The sequence below is a fragment of the Chitinophaga sp. 01L420 genome (assembly GCF_056399985.1).
In genome coordinates, this window is sequence record NZ_JBFTSK010000016.1 from 54,989 (window position 1) to 77,069 (window position 22,081).

The 22,081-nt window shown below is 45.5% G+C and carries 16 protein-coding genes; 10 read left to right on the forward strand and 6 right to left on the reverse strand.

Going from position 1 to position 22,081, the window contains the following annotated elements; translation table 11 throughout:
- Positions 1-19: 19 nt before the first annotated feature.
- The 5 genes from AC1DP6_RS17390 to AC1DP6_RS17410 all read left to right on the forward strand — a co-directional run bounded on the left by AC1DP6_RS17390 (position 20) and on the right by AC1DP6_RS17410 (position 5,115).
- Positions 20-877 carry a helix-turn-helix domain-containing protein gene (locus AC1DP6_RS17390; RefSeq protein WP_477055968.1) on the forward strand — a complete coding sequence of 286 codons (858 nt, stop codon included), beginning with the start codon at positions 20-22 and terminating at the stop codon, positions 875-877.
- Positions 878-974: 97 nt separating this feature from the next.
- Complete coding sequence (locus tag AC1DP6_RS17395) at positions 975-1,202, forward strand: hypothetical protein (protein WP_477055969.1); 228 nt, start codon at positions 975-977, stop codon at positions 1,200-1,202.
- Between the two features lie 29 nt (positions 1,203-1,231).
- Positions 1,232-1,873, forward strand: a complete 642-nt coding sequence (locus AC1DP6_RS17400) for a class I SAM-dependent methyltransferase (RefSeq protein ID WP_477055970.1) — start codon at positions 1,232-1,234, stop codon at positions 1,871-1,873.
- Between the two features lie 48 nt (positions 1,874-1,921).
- Complete coding sequence (locus AC1DP6_RS17405; protein WP_477055971.1) at positions 1,922-2,518, forward strand: short chain dehydrogenase; 597 nt, start codon at positions 1,922-1,924, stop codon at positions 2,516-2,518.
- Between the two features lie 221 nt (positions 2,519-2,739).
- A complete protein-coding gene (locus AC1DP6_RS17410; RefSeq protein ID WP_477055972.1) occupies positions 2,740-5,115 on the forward strand; it encodes an ABC transporter permease in 2,376 nt (791 codons plus the stop codon).
- Positions 5,116-5,176: 61 nt separating this feature from the next.
- Here the strand turns inward: AC1DP6_RS17410 and AC1DP6_RS17415 are convergent, their stop codons facing one another.
- The 5 genes from AC1DP6_RS17415 to AC1DP6_RS17435 form a co-directional block, all read right to left on the reverse strand.
- Positions 5,177-7,231, reverse strand: a complete 2,055-nt coding sequence (locus tag AC1DP6_RS17415; protein ID WP_477055973.1) for a copper-translocating P-type ATPase — start codon at positions 7,229-7,231, stop codon at positions 5,177-5,179.
- 10 nt (positions 7,232-7,241) lie between these two features.
- Positions 7,242-9,446, reverse strand: a complete 2,205-nt coding sequence (locus AC1DP6_RS17420; protein ID WP_477055974.1) for a multicopper oxidase domain-containing protein — start codon at positions 9,444-9,446, stop codon at positions 7,242-7,244.
- A gap of 16 nt (positions 9,447-9,462) precedes the next feature.
- Positions 9,463-9,963 carry a DUF3347 domain-containing protein gene (locus AC1DP6_RS17425; RefSeq protein ID WP_477055975.1) on the reverse strand — a complete coding sequence of 167 codons (501 nt, stop codon included), beginning with the start codon at positions 9,961-9,963 and terminating at the stop codon, positions 9,463-9,465.
- Positions 9,964-10,016: 53 nt separating this feature from the next.
- On the reverse strand, positions 10,017-10,229 hold the full coding sequence (locus tag AC1DP6_RS17430; RefSeq protein WP_477022497.1) for a heavy-metal-associated domain-containing protein: 213 nt from the start codon (positions 10,227-10,229) through the stop codon (positions 10,017-10,019).
- Positions 10,230-10,332: 103 nt separating this feature from the next.
- Positions 10,333-12,585 carry a heavy metal translocating P-type ATPase gene (locus AC1DP6_RS17435; RefSeq protein ID WP_477055976.1) on the reverse strand — a complete coding sequence of 751 codons (2,253 nt, stop codon included), beginning with the start codon at positions 12,583-12,585 and terminating at the stop codon, positions 10,333-10,335.
- Between the two features lie 385 nt (positions 12,586-12,970).
- Here AC1DP6_RS17435 and AC1DP6_RS17440 point away from each other — a divergent pair, with 385 nt between their 5' ends.
- Complete coding sequence (locus AC1DP6_RS17440) at positions 12,971-14,935, forward strand: sialate O-acetylesterase (protein ID WP_477055977.1); 1,965 nt, start codon at positions 12,971-12,973, stop codon at positions 14,933-14,935.
- A gap of 110 nt (positions 14,936-15,045) precedes the next feature.
- Here AC1DP6_RS17440 and AC1DP6_RS17445 read toward each other — a convergent pair whose 3' ends face one another.
- The gene (locus AC1DP6_RS17445) at positions 15,046-15,624 is read right to left on the reverse strand and encodes an NADPH-dependent FMN reductase (protein WP_477055978.1); all 579 of its coding nucleotides are present in this window, start codon (positions 15,622-15,624) and stop codon (positions 15,046-15,048) included.
- A 64-nt stretch (positions 15,625-15,688) separates the two neighbouring features.
- Here AC1DP6_RS17445 and AC1DP6_RS17450 point away from each other — a divergent pair, with 64 nt between their 5' ends.
- The 4 genes from AC1DP6_RS17450 to AC1DP6_RS17465 all read left to right on the forward strand — a co-directional run bounded on the left by AC1DP6_RS17450 (position 15,689) and on the right by AC1DP6_RS17465 (position 22,037).
- Complete coding sequence (locus tag AC1DP6_RS17450) at positions 15,689-17,947, forward strand: GH92 family glycosyl hydrolase (protein ID WP_477055979.1); 2,259 nt, start codon at positions 15,689-15,691, stop codon at positions 17,945-17,947.
- A gap of 87 nt (positions 17,948-18,034) precedes the next feature.
- Positions 18,035-19,144: a glycoside hydrolase family protein gene (locus tag AC1DP6_RS17455; RefSeq protein WP_477055980.1), complete on the forward strand. Its 1,110-nt coding sequence runs from the start codon at positions 18,035-18,037 to the stop codon at positions 19,142-19,144.
- Between the two features lie 263 nt (positions 19,145-19,407).
- Entirely contained in the window at positions 19,408-20,673 is a 1,266-nt protein-coding gene (locus AC1DP6_RS17460) for a histidine kinase dimerization/phospho-acceptor domain-containing protein (RefSeq protein WP_477055981.1), read from the forward strand.
- Between the two features lie 11 nt (positions 20,674-20,684).
- A complete protein-coding gene (locus AC1DP6_RS17465) occupies positions 20,685-22,037 on the forward strand; it encodes a sigma-54-dependent transcriptional regulator (RefSeq protein ID WP_477055982.1) in 1,353 nt (450 codons plus the stop codon).
- The last annotated feature ends 44 nt before the right edge of the window (positions 22,038-22,081 follow it).

Here is a 22,081-nt window from a genome sequence, read left to right on the forward strand (position 1 = left end):
ACGGCAAGAATACCTGTTAATGAAAAAAATACCAATAAGACATATCAATGCTGCACAAAAAGAACTGAATGCCGCCGAAAGCTTTAGCATCCGGGATATGCAGGATGTTCTTGCGGGTGAAGACATGGTACAGGAACTTCACAGACATGACTTCTTTTATGTACTTGCGCTAAAAAAAGGAGCTGGTCAGCATGAAATAGACTTTACCCCTTACCCAATTGGTAATCATACCATTTTCTTTATGCGCCCCGGTCAGGTACACCAGCTCACCCTAAAGGCAGGAGGTACGGGATATATGATGCACTTTAGAAATGAATTCTATTCTTCTGCTGACAATACAGCTAATCAACTATTACGCAGAGCCAGTAGTAATAATCAGTATTCACTTGATGCCGACAGATTTCAAAAGTTGCTGACGATCCTGGCTAATATCTTCCAGGAAGATACCGACAAACAGGAACAGTACCAGGAAGTGATCAAAGCAAATATGCGGATATTCTTTATCGAATTAACCCGAAAAAATAACCATATCCCGGCCGATAATGCGAACCTTTACGTACAGGAACAACTGGAAGCTTTCCTGGCGCTTTTGGAAACACATGTTGCTGACCATAAACAGGTGGCGCAATATGCTGAAATGCTGAACCTTTCTACCTATCAACTCAATGCTATCACAAAAACAACGTTAGGCAAAACCTGTTCTGAAGTGATGAATGAATATATTATACTGGAAGCCAAAAGATACCTGCTGGTAACATCTAACCAGGTAACCCAGATCGCGGATCTCCTGGGATACGAAGACGTTTCCTATTTCATCAGATTCTTTAAAAAGCATACCGGTCACTCGCCGGAAACATTCAGACATAACTTCAAATAAGTCCCACACAACTACATCTTTGTCCTATCATGGCTGATGCGGGTGATGTTACTTTTGCAACAGATAAAACGATGTTGCTAAAAAGTAATCTCTCCATATGAAAACAAAGAATAAGTTAATTGCTTCCCTGAAAATCTGGATCATCATTTATCCATCTATCACCCTGTTTCTTTATTTGTTTGGCAAGCCATTATCTGCACTTCCATTATATCAGAGAACACTTTTATTAACGATCACGTTAGTTCCCTGCATCATATTTCTTGGACTGCCACTGCTGGATATGATCATCCGCCAGATCTCCTCCTGGCACGATAACAAAAAATGATTATTCTTTAAAAATTTAAACCCAAAAATATGACACAAACCTGGAATGAGATGTACAAAAACAAATGGGATGACCGATATAAAGAGGCAACCTATGCCTATGGAAAAGAACCCAATCTCTTTTTCAAGGAATGGCTGCAGAAATTTGAACCCGGGTCTATATTGATGCCGGCAGATGGCGAAGGCCGGAATGGGGTGTTTGCAGCTATGCTGGGGTGGAAAGTAACTTCATTTGATCTGAGTGCTGAAGGAAAGGCAAAGGCATTACAACTCGCCACCGAGCAGCATGTTACCATGGAGTATATGGTGGGAGACCTGGAGCAGCTACCCTTTGAAAACGCTTCCTTTGATGCCATGGGATTAATTTATGCTCATTTTGATGCCGAAAGAAAATCTATCTTTCACAAAAAATTAAATGACTATCTCAAACCTGGTGGGATCATTATCCTGGAAGCTTTCAGCAAAAGGCACCTGGAACTGAAAAACCTGGACCCTAAAGTAGGCGGTCCCGATGATTTGGATATGTTATTCTCCGAAGCAGAGATCCGTGCTGACTTTGAAAACTATGACCCGATCATGCTGGTCGAAGAAGACATCCTGTTAAATGAGGGTGAGTATCATATCGGCAAAGGGGCTGTAGTTAGATTTGTAGGACGAAAGCGTTCTTCGTAACTTCCATTATACCGGGTTATTTCTTTATAAAAATAAAAATTCACACCAATGAAAATTATCATCGTAGGCGCAAGTGGTACCATCGGAAAGCACGTGGCAAGCTCCCTGGAAAAAGATCACGAGATTGTAAGAGTAGGTTCTAAAAGTGGCGATATTCAGACAGATATTACCTCGCCTGCATCTATAGAAAATTTATTCAAACAGGCAGGTGCATTCGATGCACTGGTATGCACCGCAGGGGATGCCTATTTCGGTCCTTTGAAAAATATGACAGATAAGGAATTCAGAATAGGCATTGAGAGCAAGCTAATGGGGCAAATCAACCTGGTACTCATTGGGCAACACTATATCAACCCGAAAGGTTCCTTTACTTTAACCGCCGGCGTACTCACGAATGATCCCGTGGTAAGTGGCGCTAACCCGTCTGCTGTCAACGGAGCTGTAGAAGCTTTTGCACGAGCCGCAGCCATTGAACTGGAAAACGGTATACGTATCAATGCGTTAAGTCCTACCGTAGTGGAAGAGTCCCCGGCCTACTTCCCTTATTTCCCGGGACATATTCCTGTTACCATGAAACAGGTGGTATACGGCTATCTCAAAAGTATACTCGGTGCAGGTACCGGACAGGTAATAAAAGTGATTTAATTTTCTATTCTATAAAACAGTTCGTATCCGCAGGTCATTATTGTAACAACAATAGCCTGCGGATATGAACTTATGCGGGCAGCCAGCTCGCTCAACAAAACCGCACAAACAGGTGTACAGATCCGGACATATTTAAAAAATAAAATTATCAAAAAGATTGATAATCCTGCGCCTTAACTACTGGCATCTTTTTTAACACTATCCGGCGTCAACCTGTTACTATGATAACAAACTATTTCAAAGCTGCCTGGCGGAGTTTAAAGCGCTTCAAAACGCATGCTGTCATCAATATATCCGGACTTGCACTGGGCATCGCCTGTATCATACTGATTTTTGCCATGGTGAAGTATCACCTGAGCTTTGATACCTTCCACCCTAATAAAGACAGGATCTACAGGATCGTCACCGCCTTTCATGAAGATAAAATACGTTATAATGCCGGCGTCCCTTTTCCTTTAGGAGATGCCTTCCGCAACGATTTTGCCGTATCCGAAAAGCTGGCGAGGATAGCCTCTCTGGGTAAAAAAGTGATCTCTACTTCCCATGATAAAAAGTTTGAAGAAGATATTGCTTTTGCAGATCCCTCCTACTTCGACATCCTCCACTATCCTTTATTAACCGGCACCTCTGCCAGCATTTTAAAGGAACCTTATACCACTATTATCACCGAAAGAATTGCTAAAAAATATTTTGGGACCACAGATGCTATCGGCAAAACCATTCAGCTCGATGACACCCTGCATTTTACCGTAACGGGCATCTTGCAAAATATTCCTGCCAACACCGACTTCCGTGCTGAAATTTATTTCCCGTTTGATAACCTGAAAAATCATTCGCCCTGGTTAGTGGAAAAAGACTGGTGGCTGAACGTGAACAGAGGCATGCAATGTTTTGTGTTACTGAAACCTGGTGTGGCAGCAACAGATGTAAATAATAAATTACTCCCTGCTATCTCCGCAAAATATTACGATAAAGAGGCGGCAAAATTATTCCAATTCGAGCTGCAACCTATTGCCGACATCCATTTCAATCCAGCGTTAAATGGATACATCGAAAAGAAAAATCTGTGGGTCATGGCCTTCATTGGCCTGCTGCTGATCATTACTACCTGCATCAATTTCGTGAATCTTACCATTGCACAGGCACTGGGGCGCTCCAAAGAAATTGGCCTGCGCAAAGTATTAGGTAGTTACCGGGGACAAATTTTTCTGCAGTTTATCATTGAAACAGCCGTAGTTGTTTTTATCGCCATGCTCCTGGCCTATTTGCTGGCTCAACTGGTGTTACCATATCTCAACCACCTTTTCGATGTACAGCTGCGGATCAATATTTTGGGAGATACCTACCTCCTGTTGTTTTTACCTTTGCTATTCCTATCGGTGGTGTTACTCTCCGGTGCATATCCCGGAATGATCATCGCCGGCTTTCAACCGATACTGGCCCTTAAAAACAAACTGTCGCAAAAAAATGCAGGTGGCCTGTCACTCAGAAAAGGACTCGTCATTACGCAGTTTGCGATTTCTCAACTACTGATTATCGGTACCATTGTGATCGCTAACCAGATGCGCTATTCCACAGAAGCAAACCCCGGATTCCGGAAAGATGCCATCGTGATGTTACCAGTGCCGGATAATGGCGCTTCAAAGCTAAGTACCCTGCGATCATTATTATCCCAGATCCCGGGAGTGGAGCAGGTTACTTTTTGCGGCAACGCTCCTGCCACCGTCAAATCTCCTTCAACCAGCATCCTGTTTGATACCCGGACAGAAGCAGAGAAGTTTGCTATTTACAACAGAGCCGGCGATGCCAATTATGTAGGCACGTTCGGTTTACAACTCCTGGCAGGTCGCAACCTGTTGCCATCAGATACCGCCCGGGAGTTCCTGGTGAATGAAACTACCGTGAAAAATCTGCAACTGGCTTCCAATGAAGCCGTGTTAGGCAAACAAGTCGATATAAACGGAGGTAAGGGCAGCGTGGTAGGTGTGGTAAAAGATTTTCACACACGCTCGTTCCATGAAGCCATAGACCCTATATTTATCTCCACCATCAGCGATAACTATTCCAATTGCGCCATAAAGATTAATATGGATCAATTCCAGAAAATGGAACCTGTGATGGCAAAAGCCTGGAAAGATGTTTACCCGCAATACTTTTATAAATACGCTTTCCTCGACGAACAACTCGCCGAATTCTATAAGCTGGACATGATGATTTTCCGGCTGATCAAAATGTTCACCGGCATCTCTATCATCATTGGCTGTATTGGATTGTATGGCCTTGTATCTTTTATGGCTGCCCAAAGAACCAAAGAAGTAGGGATCCGGAAAACACTGGGCGCCAGTGTAGAAAGTATTGTATGGCTGTTCAGCAAAGAATTTATCTATATGTTGCTGATGGCTTTTGTGGTGGCAGCACCGCTGGCCTGGCTCGTCATGAGCCGCTGGCTGGATACTTTTGCCTATCGTATCAACCTGGGCGTCAGCGTTTTTGTGCTCGCCATCGTTATCTCTATTATAGTAGTAATGCTCACCGTGGGTTACACCGCTATAAAGGCCGCCCTCATGAACCCGGTGAAAAGTCTGAAATCCGAGTAGACTTACCATTTAATCCTATATTCAAAGAAGGGGATCGCCGCTGTTAGCAGTGATCCCTTCTTCATTTCCCTGCCCCCTTCACTTTTAACATACTGGCATTAATGGCTACCACTACGGTACTGACAGTCATCAAAACCGCTCCCGCAGCAGGACTCAGCAAAATACCTTGTTTATATAATACCCCGGCCGCTAACGGTAACGCCACTACATTATAGCCCGTTGCCCAGGCCAGGTTCTGAATCATTTTACGCCAGGTGGCTTTCCCAAACAAAATAAGATTCACTACGTCCTGAGGATTACTGTTCACCAGTACAATACCCGCCGTTTCTGCCGCCACATCACTTCCACTGCCAATCGCAATACCCACATCCGCCTGTGCCAACGCCGGTGCATCATTTATTCCATCGCCCGTCATCGCCACAAACTCGCCCTGCTGCTGCAATTCCTTTATTTTGTCCAGCTTCTGATGCGGCAATACTTCCGCGATGAAACTATCCATCCCCAACGTTTTACTCACGCTTTCTGCCACCACTTTATTATCTCCCGTGAGCAATACCGTTTTAATATGATTTTCCTTTAACGTAGCAATAGCCCCCGCAGATTCCGGTCTGATCTGGTCTGCCAGCGCAATAAAGCCTGCGATCACATCATTGATCATTACGTAAACGACCGTCTCCCCGGATTGTATGTCTGCGCTCACATTACGGTCCTTAAACTGCTCCGCGATAAAACCCGGGCTCACCACTTTCACATCTTTGCCATCTACCCTTCCTGTAATTCCTTTGCCCGTAATCGCTGTCACATTTTCCGCCACCGGTATCGATAACTGCAATACTTTGACCTTACTGATAATCCCCGTAGCAATAGGGTGCTCAGAGCTCCCCTCCAGCGCCGCCGCCATTTGCAGGATCATTTCTTTCGATATCCCCTGCTGTATTGCGTCAAAACGTACCACTTCAAAACGCCCCACTGTAAGGGTACCCGTTTTATCAAATACGATGGTGGTAATTTTACGTGAATTCTCAAAGTCGGTACGGTTCTTAATCAGCAACCCATGCCTGGCAGAAAGTGCCGTGGATTTGGCAATCACCAGCGGCACTGCCAGCCCTAACGCATGCGGACAACAAATAACGATGACCGTTACCATCCGCTCTATGGCGAAAGATAAATCCCTGCCACTTAACCACCAGTATAAAAAAGTAGCTACCCCGGCAAGAATAGCGATCAGCGTCAGCCAACGTGCCGCCTTATCTGCCAGCAACTGCGTTTTTGATTTGGATTGCTGCGCATCCTGCACCAGCTTCACTACCTGCGATAAATAAGAATCTTCCGCCCCATGTGTTACCAGCACTTTAATAGCGCCATTGCCATTGATAGACCCCGCAATGACTTTATCATTTTTCTGCTTCTGTACCGGTTTTGATTCACCCGTCAGCATACTCTCATTCAAATAGGTTTCTCCTTCCGTAATGCTGCCATCTGCAGCTACTTTTTCTTCCGGCTTGATTAAAATGATATCTCCGGCTTTGAGTGTAGCTGTTTTTACTTCCATGATATGCTCCCCATGCACCAGGTGTGCATCATCCGGCATCAGCTGTACCAACAACTCCAACTCCCTGGATGCACCGGCTACCGATTTCATCTCAATCCAATGCCCCAGCAACATAATTAGGATCAGCGTAGTCAGCTCCCAGAAAAAATCCATTCCCGACAAACCTAATACGGTGGCTACGCTGTAGATATATGCCACAGTAATAGCAAATCCTATCAATGTCATCATACCCGGCTCCCAGGCCTTCATCTCTTCATACCAGCCTTTCAGAAATGGCCAGCCACCGTATACAAAGACTACAGAGGACAGTAGCATCAATACATATGCATCTCCCGGAAAACTAATAGTAATACCCAACCAATGCTGAATCATTTTTGATAATAACATCACCGGGATGGTTAGTATCAGCACTATATAAAAACGTTTCCGGAAATCGGCAATCATCATGGCATGATGATCGTGATGTCCGCTGTCCCCGCCGTGTCCCATGGCTACATGATCATGTGCTGGCATATCATGTTCCTTTTTCATCTCCTTGTGCTGATGCTGATGTTGATGTTCCATTGCTGTTAGTTTAATAGCTTAATGTAATCCCCGCGCCTAATCCCATGTCACTGTCGTAATGCGTTGAAAATGCAAAGTTCTTCGTCACAATGTACCGGAACCCTGCCATGTATTCTTTATCGGTGTTCACCATAAAACTGAAGCGCAACCGCTTTGTTACCGGTACATCATCCCGCATCAGCTGAAACCGCAGCCGCCCGTCTGTATCCACAGAGGCATCTGCCACAATCAGCATTGGCAAGGTATACTCCAACCCTACGTGAAACACCTGTCTGAAATCTTTGGTATTCTTTTGTCCGAATAAATTTTTCTCCGGTTCATCCATTTTACGGTAACGCACATCCCAGCCTACGTAAGGAAACAGCCATTGCATTTTACCAAAGTATCTTCCAAAATGACTCTCGCTCTCATAACCATGCCGGTCATTTAATCCCAGGCGCCATTCGGTAGATAAACGGTACCGCGTATTCGCTACCATGATTTCTCCGTCACTACCGGTGCTTTCCAGTCCTACTCTGGCCATGGTATGCAACATGCGATCATCTTTCTTCAGCATACGGTAAGCCATCGCCGGATCCGGCACCTCCGGATTAGGTGGTGAATTTTCATAGCTGAACACACGTCCCATCCCACTCATCATGTGATAGAGAATATGACAGTGAAAGAACCAGTCCCCGCTTTCTGTGGCGGCAAATTCAATCGTATCCGTTTCCATAGGCATGATGTCCAGTACTGTTTTCAGCGGAGAATATTCTCCCTGTCCGYTCAATACCCTGAAAAAATGTCCATGTAAATGCATCGGATGCCGCATCATCGTATTGTTGTACAACACGATTCTTACAATCTCTCCTTTCTTAATTAAGATCTTATCTGTTTCGGAAACGGTTTTGTTATTGATACTCCATACATAACGGTTCATATTACCCGTTAGTTCAAAGTTCAACAGCTTCACCGGTCCTGCAGGTAAAGTGGTTTTCTCCGGAGCTTTTAACATGCCATAGTTCAGTGTTACAATATCTCCGGCGGTACTGTCCATCTGCATGCCATGCATATCATGGGCCATAGGAGCAGGTTTATCATCGCCGGTGATTTCTGGATACATCACGGTGTTCATGTCCATTTGCTGATTCGTCATCTGCATGCCATCACTGGTATCCAGGTCCCCATTCATCTTCATCATGCCATTCATCATCTTCATCCCTTCAAAATATTTCAACCGGGGCAATGGTTTAGCCAGCATTTTCATGCCCTGCCCCAGACATAGCGAAGTACTCCCTGTACGATCTTCCGCAGTAGCCATAAATTCATATTGCATATTCTCCGGTATGGTCACTATCACATCGTAGGTTTCTGATACGCCTACCAGCAAGCGGTCCACTTCTACCGGTTCCACATCTGCGCCATCATTGGCTACCACCGTGATTTTGCCGCCGGCATAATGCAACCAGAAATAAGTGGAAGAGCTACCATTTATAATGCGTAATCTTACTTTATCGCCGGCCTTGAACTGGGGCTGTTCCGCCACTGCTTTACCATTTGTGAGAAACCGTTCATAATATACATCACTCACATCCATGGCATTCATGCGTTTCCATTCATTGGTCACCTTGGTAGAAAAATGTTTATGCTGAATGGCTTCGGAATAACTCTGTACAGATCCTTTCTTAATCGCAAACCAGTCGTTGGCGTTGTGCAGATAGCGGTTCACGGTATGCGGATGCATATCTGTCCAGTCGCTCAGCAACATCGTATATTCCTTTGCGTTAGTTTCATTTCTTTTATGGATAACAATGGCGCCATACATCCCGCTCTGTTCCTGGAACATAGTATGACTGTGGTACCAGTAAGTACCATGTTGCACAATGGGAAATCTGTACAGATGTGTTTCTCCTGCTTTTACAGGACTGGTAGTAAGGTAGGAAACACCATCGTACTGGTTGGGTAAAATTAGTCCATGCCAGTGAATAGACGTTTCTTCTTTCAGGGTGTTGTGTACGTAAATTTCAGCGGTATCTCCTTCCGTCAGATGTAAGGTAGGTCCGGGAATGGTACCGTTAATAGACAGGGCGTGCTTCGTTTTACCGGAGTAATTCACCATGGTATCACCTACATACAGATCGTACCGGATCACCCTGGGTGCCTGATTTAAAGAAGCCTGTGCAGCAACTACACTACACAGGCTCATCAATGTTATATACAGAAATACTGCTTTCATAATTCAAGTTAAAGTACTATTTGATGGTATCACTTACTTTACCACAGGTCAGCATCTGATTACCATAGTAAGGATTTTTAATAGCATTGCTGCTGCTTAACCAGTACGCTTTTTTCATAGGGCAGTATTCCTGGTATACTGGTTGTGCGGACAGTGGGACCGCTTTGACCAGTAAATAAAAGTTATCGGAGAAGGTTTTGAAATATTCCCGCTGTTTGTTGATATCTTTTGTGCCAGACATTGCTTTAGCATCGGCCAACAGTTTCTCCGACAATGGCATGTAAGCGGTATGTGTAGCAGCGGGCATGGATGTCATATCTACACTGGCAGCGGCTTTTGCGAATTCATCTGCCTGAGCGGCTACTGCCGTTGCATTACTGCTGATCAGTGCATCTTTAATCTGATAGTAGTGAGAAAGTAAAGGAGACAGTTGTGCAGATACTGTTTTATCCTGTGCCATACTTTGTTGAAAAAATGCGGCTACCAATACTATTCCTGCCAGTAATATCTTTTTCATGTTAATTTGTTTTACTTTTTTAAGAATTTCATCCATGCCCGGAGACGGGTATATTAAGACAATGCTTCTGCTTTATAACCTGCTTTTTCTATTGCCACTCTGATTTCACTTTTATCTAAATTTTCTTTTGACACGGTCAATACTTTATCCGGGCTGGCCAGGTCAACGCTCCAGTTATCAGCGCCGGCGAGGTTATTTAATACAGGCGTTACCGTTGCTATACATCCTGAACATTTAATGTTTGTTTTAAACTGTACTGTTTCCATTGTATGATTCTTTTTTTCGTGAGATGAATGTTTATTTGATGTTGTAAAATTACCTACGAAGGAAGCGTGTATTGTTATACAATTCATGATTCCTTTTACATAATTATAGTTTTGCCATTTTGAGGCGTAAGCTGTTGCTGACTACACTCACTGAGCTTAATGCCATCGCAGCCCCTGCAATCATGGGATCCAGCAAGAAACCATTGACCGGGAATAAAATACCCGCCGCAATAGGAATACCGATGATATTATATATAAACGCCCAGAAGAGATTTTGTTTAATGGTGCGGACAGTTTTTCCGGATAATTTGAATGCCCGGGGAATACTGTTCAGGTCAGAGGTGATCAGGGTCATCTTTGCCACGTCCATGGCAATATCGGACCCCTTACCCATGGCGATGCTCACATCTGCCTGAGCCAGTGCCTGCGAATCATTGATACCATCACCGGCCATGGCCACCACTTTACCAGCCTGTTGTAATTCTTGTACAAAAGCTGCTTTAAAGGCTGGCAGCACTTCTGCCCGGTAATGCTTAATGCCTACCTGTTGTGCTACTGCCGCCGCGGTGTGGGCATTGTCGCCTGTCAGCATATATACTTCAATTCCGCTGCGCTGCAATGTTTCAATCGCTGCTTTGGAAGTGGCTTTAATTTTATCTGCAATTGCGATGACGGCCAGCAAGCTAGTGCCGGTAGCAAAGTAGATCACCGTGTTGGCGGCCGCCTGTAAGGCGCCTGCTTTGGCGGTAATCGCGCCATCCATGATCACACCATGTGCCTGCATCAGCTTCAGATTACCTGCATACCAGGTGCGTCCGTCATAATTTCCTTCCACCCCTTGTCCGGTAATGCTTTCAAAGTGTTGCAGGGTAACAGGTTTGGTATGATCCCCTTCCAGGTGAGCTACCACGGCTTCTGCCAGCGGATGCTCCGATTGGCGTTCCAGCGTGTATAAAACTGCTGCAGCATTAGTATCTCTAATGTTCCAGATAATATCTGTCACCACCGGCTTGCCTTCTGTAATGGTACCTGTTTTGTCCAGAATCAGGGCATTTACTTTATGCGCCAGCTCCAGGCTTTCTGCATCTCTGATGAGGATATTATTTTCGGCGCCCTTGCCTACACCTACCATGATAGCGGTGGGTGTGGCCAGTCCCAGCGCACAGGGGCAGGCAATCACCAGCACAGTAACAGCCGTGAGCAAGGCATGACTAAAAGCATTATCTGTGCCCAGCACCATCCATGTAATGAAAGTTAAGATAGCAATACCTATCACTACCGGTACAAAGATGCCGGCAATTTTATCGACCAGTTTCTGCACCGGCGCTTTACTACCCTGAGCTTCCTGCACCATTTTAATGATCTGAGCCAACAACGTATCTGCCCCTACTTTTTCAGCGCGGAACTGAAAGCTCCCTTTCTGATTGATAGTACCGGCAAACACGGAGTCACCCACCTTCTTAGCCACCGGTACGGGTTCACCGGTAATCATACTTTCATCTATATAAGAGGTACCGTTGTCTACTTTACCATCCACCGGGATCTTCTCACCGGGCTTTACCACCAGCAGGTCATTCACCTGTACCTGTGCAATGGGAATTTCGGTGGTACTGCCATCGCTTCCTACCAGCAATACGGTTTTAGGCTGTAAGCCGATCAGTTTTTTGATGGCAGAAGAAGTATTTGATTTTGCTTTCTCTTCCAGTAATTTTCCGAGAGAGATAAAGGCGATGACTACTGCTGCTGCTTCAAAGTAAACATGTGCATGCAAGCCACGCTGGTGCCAGAATTCAGGGTAAAAAGTATTAAAGGCACTGAACAACCAGGCAATACCCGTGCTCAATGCTACCAGGGTGTCCATATTGGCTTTACCATGTCTGGCTTGTTTCCAGGCGTTCACAAAAAAGTGACGGCCCAGGAAAAATACCACAGGCGTGGCAAACGCCATCATAATATAGTTACCATAGGGCATATCCATGAAAAACATGCCGATAATCACTACCGGCAACGACAACACGGCCGACCAGATGGTTCTTTGTTTTACCTGTTGGTAGTGCTTTTGCTGTGCAGCAGCCTGTTCTTCTTCCTGGTTTTCCTTGTTGATCAGCAAATCGTACCCCACACTGCGGACGCTGCTTTGCAACCCTTCCGGTGTAACCACAGTAGGGTCATACACTACCCAGGCACGCTGGTTGGCGAAGTTCACGCCTGCATCTTCCACACCCGGTACTGATTTCAGCATAGATTCTACGCTGACAGCACAGGCGGCACAGGTCATTTCCAGCACCGGGAATGATTCTTTAATCTGATTCTTTGTACGTGCAGCAACAGGCTGCGCGGATATAGCGATTGACATAATTGACTTATTTTATTATGCAAAGCTACTCCTCGCAGGAAGGGGAATTGTTACACTATTTAGTATTAGTTGTATATAATTTTAAGTATTACCGGAACAGATCCCGATGCCCTATCTGCTTCAAAATCACCATTTCTCACGTTAACGATTATACCGGATAACGTTTAACAGGCAGGCTGTCCGTTAAATTATTAAGATATATAGTATATATTTTGATTTTTATACTTCGCTGGCATCTATCGCTCATTTCCAGGTAGCAACATGCTGTTTAATAAACCATTCCTATATAAAAGTTATAAAATAAAAAATGTCTTCCTTACATTTATCTTCGCATAGCGATTCCACGGGGTTTCCCTGACAACTTTATTCAGACAATACCACAATTATGAAAAAAAGAGTTTTATTATTGGCGGCTACCATGATAAGTTCCATGGCTTTCGCTACCGTTCGTTTACCCAACATTTTCGGGGATAATATGATCCTCCAGCGTGATAAGCCTATTCCTGTATGGGGCTGGGCAGATAAGAATGAAAAGATTACCATCCGGTTTAATCAGGAAACAAAGACCGTCAAAGCAGATAAAAACGGGCAGTGGAAAGTATTGCTGAATCCCGAAAAAGCCGGTGGCCCTTATAACCTGTCGGTAAAAGGTCATAACGACATTACGGTACACGATGTACTCATGGGGGATATATGGATTTGCAGCGGACAATCAAACATGGAGTTTCATGTCAAAGATGTATTCAATGCCGACAAGGAAAAAGCGGCTTCCGCCAACCCTGATATCCGGCACTTTTATTTACCGAAAGATATTTCCGCCACACCCAAAACAGATATTAAGCAAAGCGCCTGGTTACCCGCCAGTCCTGAAAATACCGGCGAATTTACAGCCGTAGGCTACTTCTTTGCCCGGGCACTCAACGAACAGCTACATGTACCCATTGGCTTAATACATACATCCTGGGGCGGCACCATCGTGGAAACGTGGATCAGCCGCGAAGGCCTGGCTGACAACGAAGCCTTCAGTGATCTGATGAAAAACACACCGGTATTAAACCTGGATTCTTTCGCTCTCGTCAACAAAAACAGGGTAGCAAAAACCATTCAAACATTACAGGGCAGTTTGCCGGATGCTACTACTGTAGCCTCCTGGTCGTCAGAAAATATCGCCGACCAGTCGTGGCTGAAAATGAAAGTCCCCGGTGCATGGGAAACACAACAGCTGCCTGATTTTGATGGAGAAGTATGGTTCCGCAACAACTTTAATATAGCTCCCGCAGATGCCGGCAAACCGGCAGAACTGAGTCTGGGTCCAATAGACGATAACGATGTTACCTATATCAATGGCACACGGGTAGGCAGCACTAATCTATACAGTGCCAGCCGTGTGTATCAGATACCGGCAGGTGTATTAAAAGCAGGCAATAATGTGATTGCCGTAAAAATCCAGGACACCGGCGGCGGTGGCGGCTTTACAGGGGAATCATCTGATCTGTTTGTAAACATAGCCGGCCACAAACAATCACTGGCAGGCAACTGGGCGTTCCGCATTGCTTCCGTGATCACCGCAGACAATAACGTTGGCCCCAACAGCTACCCTTCCCTGCTGTATAATGCCATGATCCATCCGATATTACCTTTTGCTATTAAAGGCGCCATCTGGTACCAGGGCGAAAGCAATGCTGACCGCGCCTACCAATACAGAAAAGCCTTTCCGCTGCTGATCAACGACTGGCGCAGATTATGGAACCAGGGCGAATTTCCGTTTTACTTTGTACAACTGGCCAGCTTCAACTCCGCCAACGGTACCAGTCAAAACGGTAGCAAATGGGCTGAACTGAGAGAAGCACAAACCCTCTCTCTCAACGTGCCTAATACAGGCATGGCCGTTATCACCGATATAGGTGAGCCTAAAGATATTCACCCGAGAAACAAACAGGATGTAGGCAAAAGATTGGCTGCGGTAGCATTGCATAACACCTACGGACAAAATAATATATTCAGCGGCCCTGTATATCAGTCCATGCAAACAAACGGTAACAAAATCACACTCAGCTTTACCAGCACCAGCACTGGCAGCGGTTTAACGGTTAAAGACAAATACGGTTACATCAGGGGATTTGAAATAGCGGGCGCTGATCAGCAATTTCATTATGCCAAAGCATACATCGATGGCGATAAAGTAGTGGTATACACAGATGAAGTAAGCAGCCCGGTAGCCGTACGTTACGGATGGGCAGATGATAATCTGGAAGATAACCTCTTTAATAAAGAAGGCTTTCCGGCAGCCCCCTTCCGCACTGATAACTGGAAGAGTGTTACGGAAGATAAGAAATACAGCGTGCGATAAGTATATACAGATCATGCGAAGTGTTTCGGAAAAACACTTCTTAGCAATATAAAAAACAACGAGGGGCTTTGCAGTTAATGCTGCAAAGCCCCTCGTTGCTTAAGATCGTTTTAAAACAACAATGGTGCGGGCAATAAAACAACTTCTTCCCCTGCTACTACTGCAGCCAGCGATTGCACCAGTTTTCGTACCTGCGTCAACGTTCCTTCATCTGTAATCACGCCCTGATCGTTTACTTTTGTTTTCACGCCGGATACTACCAATTGTGCATCCTCACTTATTTTTGACTCAATAATCAACAAGGTACCCAACAAAGACTGATGTGCCTTATGGCCTGAAGTACCCGCTGTAATTAATGCCACCGGCTTTTTAGAGAAGTGCATGGAGGACACCGTCCAGTCTATCGCATTCTTTAATGTTCCCGGTACCCCAATCGCATATTCAGGCGTGCAGATCAACACCGCATCCGCCTGTGCCAACTGCTCCCGGAATGCCTGTACCGGCGCAGGTGCACTATCAGGTTCCATATCCAGATCAGGATTGAAATGCGGAATAGCTGTTAATCCCTCCAATATCCGCACCTGGAATATATCAGCGCTCAGGTCCGTGATCGCCTTAATGAGGTGGTGATTGGAAGAAGATTGTCGTGTACTGCCACAAATCGCCAATACATTTATTTTGTTACTCATAATAGTTTATTATTTTTATTGGTGCTGCTCCGGTAAATCGGAATTCAAAGATAAATCAATCCACATGAAAGAAATGAGGGTACTGAAATCACTGATGCTAGTATTGGTTTGTCACCTTACCACTACCGCCCAAACAAGAAATCTCCTTCCATACGTAAACACCCTCACCGGCACTGCTAACAGCACCACTGTGACTGCGCAAAAACACGGCACAGGCACCGAGCAACTAGCCAATACCATCCCCGCTGTAGGCATGCCCTTCGGCATGACGCAGTGGACTCCTCAAACCAGGCTTACGGAACAGAAATGTGTAGCGCCCTATTATTACAAAGACAATCTTTTCAGCGGCTTCCGCGGTAGCCACTGGCTCAGCGGTTCCTGTACACAGGACTATGGCAGCTTTACCATTATGYCTCTATGTGGCACACTGAAAACGTCTCCTAACGACTACGCCAGTACGTATTCACATCAGTCAGAAATAGCAACGCCGGCTTATTATGGAGTTACGCTGGATAAATACCAGGTAAAGGCGGAAGTCACGGCTACCGCACGTTGCAGCATGATACAATTCAGCTTTGACCGCGATGATGATTGCTATATCATTATACGCCCCAACAGTGACCGCGGCAGAGGCGCCATTTATATAGACCGCGCCAACAACGAAATCTCCGGCTACAATCCTGCCTACCGCATTTACCAGGGACAAGGACAACCCGCAGGGTTCAGCGGCTATTTTGTAGTCCGCTTTGAAGAAAGCTTCCAGGACCCAACCGTATTCAGTGAATCATCCCTGGTGGCGGCAGACAGTATCAGCCAGCAACCCAACATAGGCAGCGCCGTAAAATTCAGGGTACACAAAGGCAGCATCCTAAAAATGCGTGTAGGCACTTCGTTTACCAGCATCGCCGCGGCCCGGGAAAACCTGGCCGCAGAAATTAATCACTGGAACTTCGATGCACAGGTAAAAGCAGGCAATGAAGTATGGAACAAAGCATTAAATAAAATATTAGTAGAAGGACCGCAGGAGAAAAACAAACGCATCTTTTACACAGCACTGTACCATACCATGCAGCATCCCAGGCTTTTCAATGATGTAAAAGGTACCTACCCTGCATTTTCACAATCCTACCAGGTAAAACAGCTGGCCAACGGTAACTACTACGATGACTTTTCTATGTGGGATGTTTACCGGGCACAGTTACCACTATACGAAATACTGGACCCGGCGCTGATCAACGACTTTGTACGTTCGCTCTTATTAAAAGGGCAACAAGGAGGCTGGCTCCCGATCTTCCCTTGCTGGAATAATTACACTGCCGCCATGATCGGAGATCATGCCATTCCATTCATTGCTTCTGCCTACAACAAAGGTATACGTGATTACGATGCAGAAGAAGCCTACCGGCTGATGCGGCAGAATGCCTTTGACACAGCATCTGCCGCTGTCTACAAACAGGGCAAAGGCCGCAGGGCACTAATCTCCTATCTGCAATATGGTTATGTGCCATTAGAAGACAATGTACCTTTTGCCTTCCATCCCAAAGAACAGGTATCCCGTACCCTGGAATATGCATTTGATGATTACGCCCTGTCTACCATCGCCACTGCATTACATAAAAAAACAGATGCACAGCTACTTCGCCGGAGAGCTAAAAACTATATGCATGTATTTGATCCGCACGTGGGTTATGCAAATGGGCGCTATGCTTCCGGCAAATGGTATGAGCACCCCGATCCCGATAAAAAGGCTTTTTTCATTACAGAAGGCACACCGCGGCAATACGGCTTTTATGTTCCTCACGATATTCCCGGCCTGATCAAAATCATGGGCGGCAAACAAAAATTTGAGCAGGCACTGGATAGTATTTTTGAAAAGAAAGAATACTGGCATGGTAATGAACCCGGTCAGCAAATTCCATTTCTCTATAGTTACATCGGTAAACCCTACCTGCTGCAACGGCGTGTGGATGAAATCCTGGCGGAGGAATATGATGATGGTCCCGGCGGATTATGCGGCAATGATGATGCCGGGCAAATCAGCGCCTGGTATGTATTTGCCGCTATGGGATTTTATCCGGTAAATCCGGTCGCAGCGGAGTATACGTTTATAAGACCACTGTTTGACCAGGTCACTATTCAGACCGGATCGGGTGCTACCACTACCTTCATCGTTCGTGCGGCGCCGGGAAAAAAAGCACTGTTTATTGATACGGTTAAAAAAGACGGAAAAAAATATAACCCTACCACCCTCTCTCATAAAGATCTGATGCGGGGCGGTGTATTTGAAATAAGCGCCACAGACGATAAAAAAATGCCTGACTAGCAGCAGACCGGCATAACAATACCTCACTTTTTTTTGTATGTTGCAGCAACGGCTCTAACCTATAGTCGATTGTAACACGTTGGACACATGAAAAGAAGCACTTTTATACAACAGATCACCGCAGGCATTATCCTCCCATCCTTACTGGGTACCAATAAGCTACTGGCAGCTGCCGGGGAAACTGCCTTCGCAGATAAACTCCTCACCGCGCCGGTAGGTGGCGGCTTCAAAATGGATGATTACTGGGTATGGGATCCTTCTGTAGTAAAAGGTGAAGACGGACAATATCACATGTTTGCCTCCCGCTGGTCAAAAGAGCTGGGCTTTGGCAACTGGGTTACTAACTCACAGATCGTAAGAGCGGTATCTCCCACGCCGGAAGGCCCTTATACCTTTGCAGAAGTAGTACTGTCACCCCGCGGCAGGGATTACTTTGATGGCCTCGTAACACACAATCCCAGGATTGTAAAATATAAAAACAAATACTTGCTGTATTATCTGGGCACCTCCTACGACTTCAAGGTACCCGATAACCGTGATGATGTTTGGGCAGATGGACGCGCACAACGCGCCTGGATGCATAAACGTGTAGGCCTGGCCGTAGCCGACTCCGTTTTTGGCCCCTGGAAAAGAATGGACACACCGGTGATATCACCGCGCCCCGGAAAATGGGATGCTTCCGTTACCTCCAATCCGTCACCTGTAGTAAAACCAGATGGCAGTGTATACCTCATGTATAAATCGTCTTCCAAAGATCATACGCCTCCTCTCTTACTGGGCGCCGCAGGAGCTAAACAATACGATGCCGTATATGAGCGGCTTTCAGACAAACCTATCTTCTCCTTTCATAGCAAAGAAAACATGGACAACGATGTGGAAGATCCGTTTGTATGGTGGTCAGGCAGGCAGTATGAACTGATTATGAAAGACCGCTTCGGACATATTTGTGGGGAAGAAGGCGGCGGGATTCATGCCACTTCAAAAAATGGTATCGACTGGAAATTATCGAGTCCCGTAAAAGCCTATTCGCGGACCGTGAAATGGAATGACGGCACGACCACTCACCAGGCTAACTTTGAAAGACCGTTCCTCCTATTTGAAAACGGTAAACCTACACATCTGTTTGCAGCTACGGGTTCCGGGCCAAGACCTTATGAAGTAGATAAAACCTGGAATATGGTCATCAACCTAAAATAACTTATTCAGTATTATGGGAATAATCATCCTCTTCGCATTTTTTCAAGCGACACCGGTTTCTTTTCAAAATACTACTTTTCAATAACTATCAAAGTATACCCTGTTATTTTGAAAAAAAGTACCCCATTTTGATAGGGTTGGAAAATCAAAGCCCCGGCCATATCCCACATAATCAATTATAAAACAAGCACTTATAGCACAAACCCCTTACTGGCACTTCTTTGGTGATGCCAGGTATCTAATCCATTCAATTCAGACAAGCTATGATGCTCCGCTTAAAAACAAAATTCACACTTGGACTGGTTTTTCTATTTGCCGTAACATTAGCGATTGGCATGCTCGGTATCTTCCGTATTTACCAGTTGAGCCGCAATGCACGGCTGATGCTAAAGCAAAATCACAACTCCCTCATCTACTCCAACAACATGCTGCTGGCGCTGGAGCAACATCCGGTAGCATGGACCATCTTCAACGAAAATCTTCTCCGGCAACAACACAATGTAACAGAACCCGGAGAAGATATCGCCACCCGTAAAGCAGCAAACCTGGCCGGCAATCTGGTACTGCAGCCAGACAACGATACTATGAAAGCGGCTTTACGCGCTGCCATTTTACATGTGGCAGCAATTAATCAGCAGGCCATTCTGCGTAAAAACCAGGTATCCGCCGACACCGCATCTACGGCGATTCTGTCACTCGCCCTCATTATTGTACTACTGATTGCCGTATCCATCATATTCATCATCAGCTTTCCGCGCATTGTTACCTATCCTATCCGCCTACTGCATGCAGGTATCCGCGAAATTTCCAATAAAAATTATAATACCCGTATCCATCTTTCCCAGGGAGATGAATTTGGCGAACTCGCTACGGTGTTCAATATGATGGCAGGAAAACTACATGAATATGAACATGGCAACCTGGCACAGATCAGGTTCGAAAAAACCAGGATAGAAGCCATTATCAACCAGATGAATGATGGCATCATTGGTTTTGATGAACATCACCAGGTGCTGTTTATGAACGCCACCGCCACCCGCTTGTTTGACAATACCGATTTATCCTTATTAAATAAAACAGCCCCTGCCAAACATCCCTTATTAACGGCCCTCATAAAGCATCCGGCTAATAAACAACTGAAAATAATCAACAGCGGTCATCACCATTTTTTCACCAAAGAAGTCATTACCGTCAGCAACAATGGTGATGCTATCGGAGAAGTGATGGTGCTGCGTAATATTACTGCCTTCCAGGAACTATCTGCCGCCAAAACAAAATTCATTGCCACAGTATCACATGAATTAAAAACGCCTATCTCTTCCATGAAGATGAGTCTTAGCCTGCTAAGCGATGAAAGAATAGGCACACTACACACCGAACAACAACAGCTGCTGGACAGCATCAGCGAGGATGTGGAACGTATCCTGCAAATCAGTACTACCCTGCTGGATATCGCCGGAGAAGAAGTACTGGCCATTGAAACATATCCGGCTACACCAACCGGAGATATCCATATTATTCATTCTTAATTATTCATCACATGACTACGGGAACTATTTTATTGGTAGAAGATGAAGAAAAGCTTCGCCACTTACTAAAACGGATCATCGCACTGGAAGGCTTTCATATCTATGAATGCGCCAGTATGAAAGCTGCCCGGCGCATACTGGACACAGAACCCATCGATGTAGTACTAAGCGATATCATGCTGCCCGATGGCAATGGTATAGACCTGGTTACTTATCTCCGTGAAAAAAATTTACCTGCCGAAATTGTATTGCTCACCGCCTATGGCAATATACCTGACAGCGTACGCGCCATTAAAGAAGGCGCTTTTGATTATATCACAAAAGGTAACGACAACGCCAAAATCATTCCCCTGCTGTATCGTGCGCTGGAAAAAGTGCAACTGCAAAAACGGATTCAACACCTGGAAACACGCATTGGTAAGCAATACGCCAGCTTCGATGATTTACTGGGAAGCTCCGCCAACATTACAGCAGCCAAAGAGCTGGCCATGAAAGCAGCACCCAGCGAAGCCGCCGTTCTCCTCCTGGGAGAAACCGGCTCCGGCAAGGAAATGTTCGCACAAGCCATCCACAGCGCCAGCAGCCGCGCAGCAAAGGATTTCCTCGCGATCAACTGCAGCGCTATCGGTAAGGATATACTGGAAAGTGAAATCTTCGGTTATAAGGCAGGCGCTTTTACCGGTGCCATCAAAAATAAAAAAGGACTGATAGAAGAAGCCCACCAGGGCACCCTCTTCCTGGATGAAATAGGCGAAATGCCACTCGACCTGCAGGCGAAATTATTACGTGTACTGGAAACCAGTGAATTCATTAAAGTAGGCGATACAAAAGTAACGAAAGTGGATATACGAATTATAGCCGCTACCAACAGAAACCTCGCACAGGAAATAGAACAGGGCCGCTTCCGGGAAGATCTCTATTACCGCCTCAACGTATTTACCATACAACTGCCGGCACTGCGGGAAAGACCGGAAGACATCCCAGTATTTGCCCGCCATTTCCTGGAACTCTTCGCCGCCAAAACCAACCGGCAGATCAATGGCATGAACCGGGAATTTATGGAATACCTGAAACTCCATGAATGGAGAGGCAATATCCGTGAACTGAAAAACGTGATAGAACGCGCCGTCATCGTCTCCGCACAACCCATCCTGACCCTGGAAGCACTACCCATTGAAATGAAGCTGCAAAAGAGTCCGCTACGTCAAAAAACAGGTACTTTCGACCTGGCTGCCATGGAAAAATTACATATACAATGGGTGATTAAATATGCCAGCGGGAATAAATCCAAAGCAGCAAGACTCCTGAATATAGGCCTCTCTACGCTTTACCGTAAAATGGAAGAATATAGTCTTCAACTGTAGGCATAAAAAAAACTGCCAGGTAAAAAATTACCGGCAGTTATCGT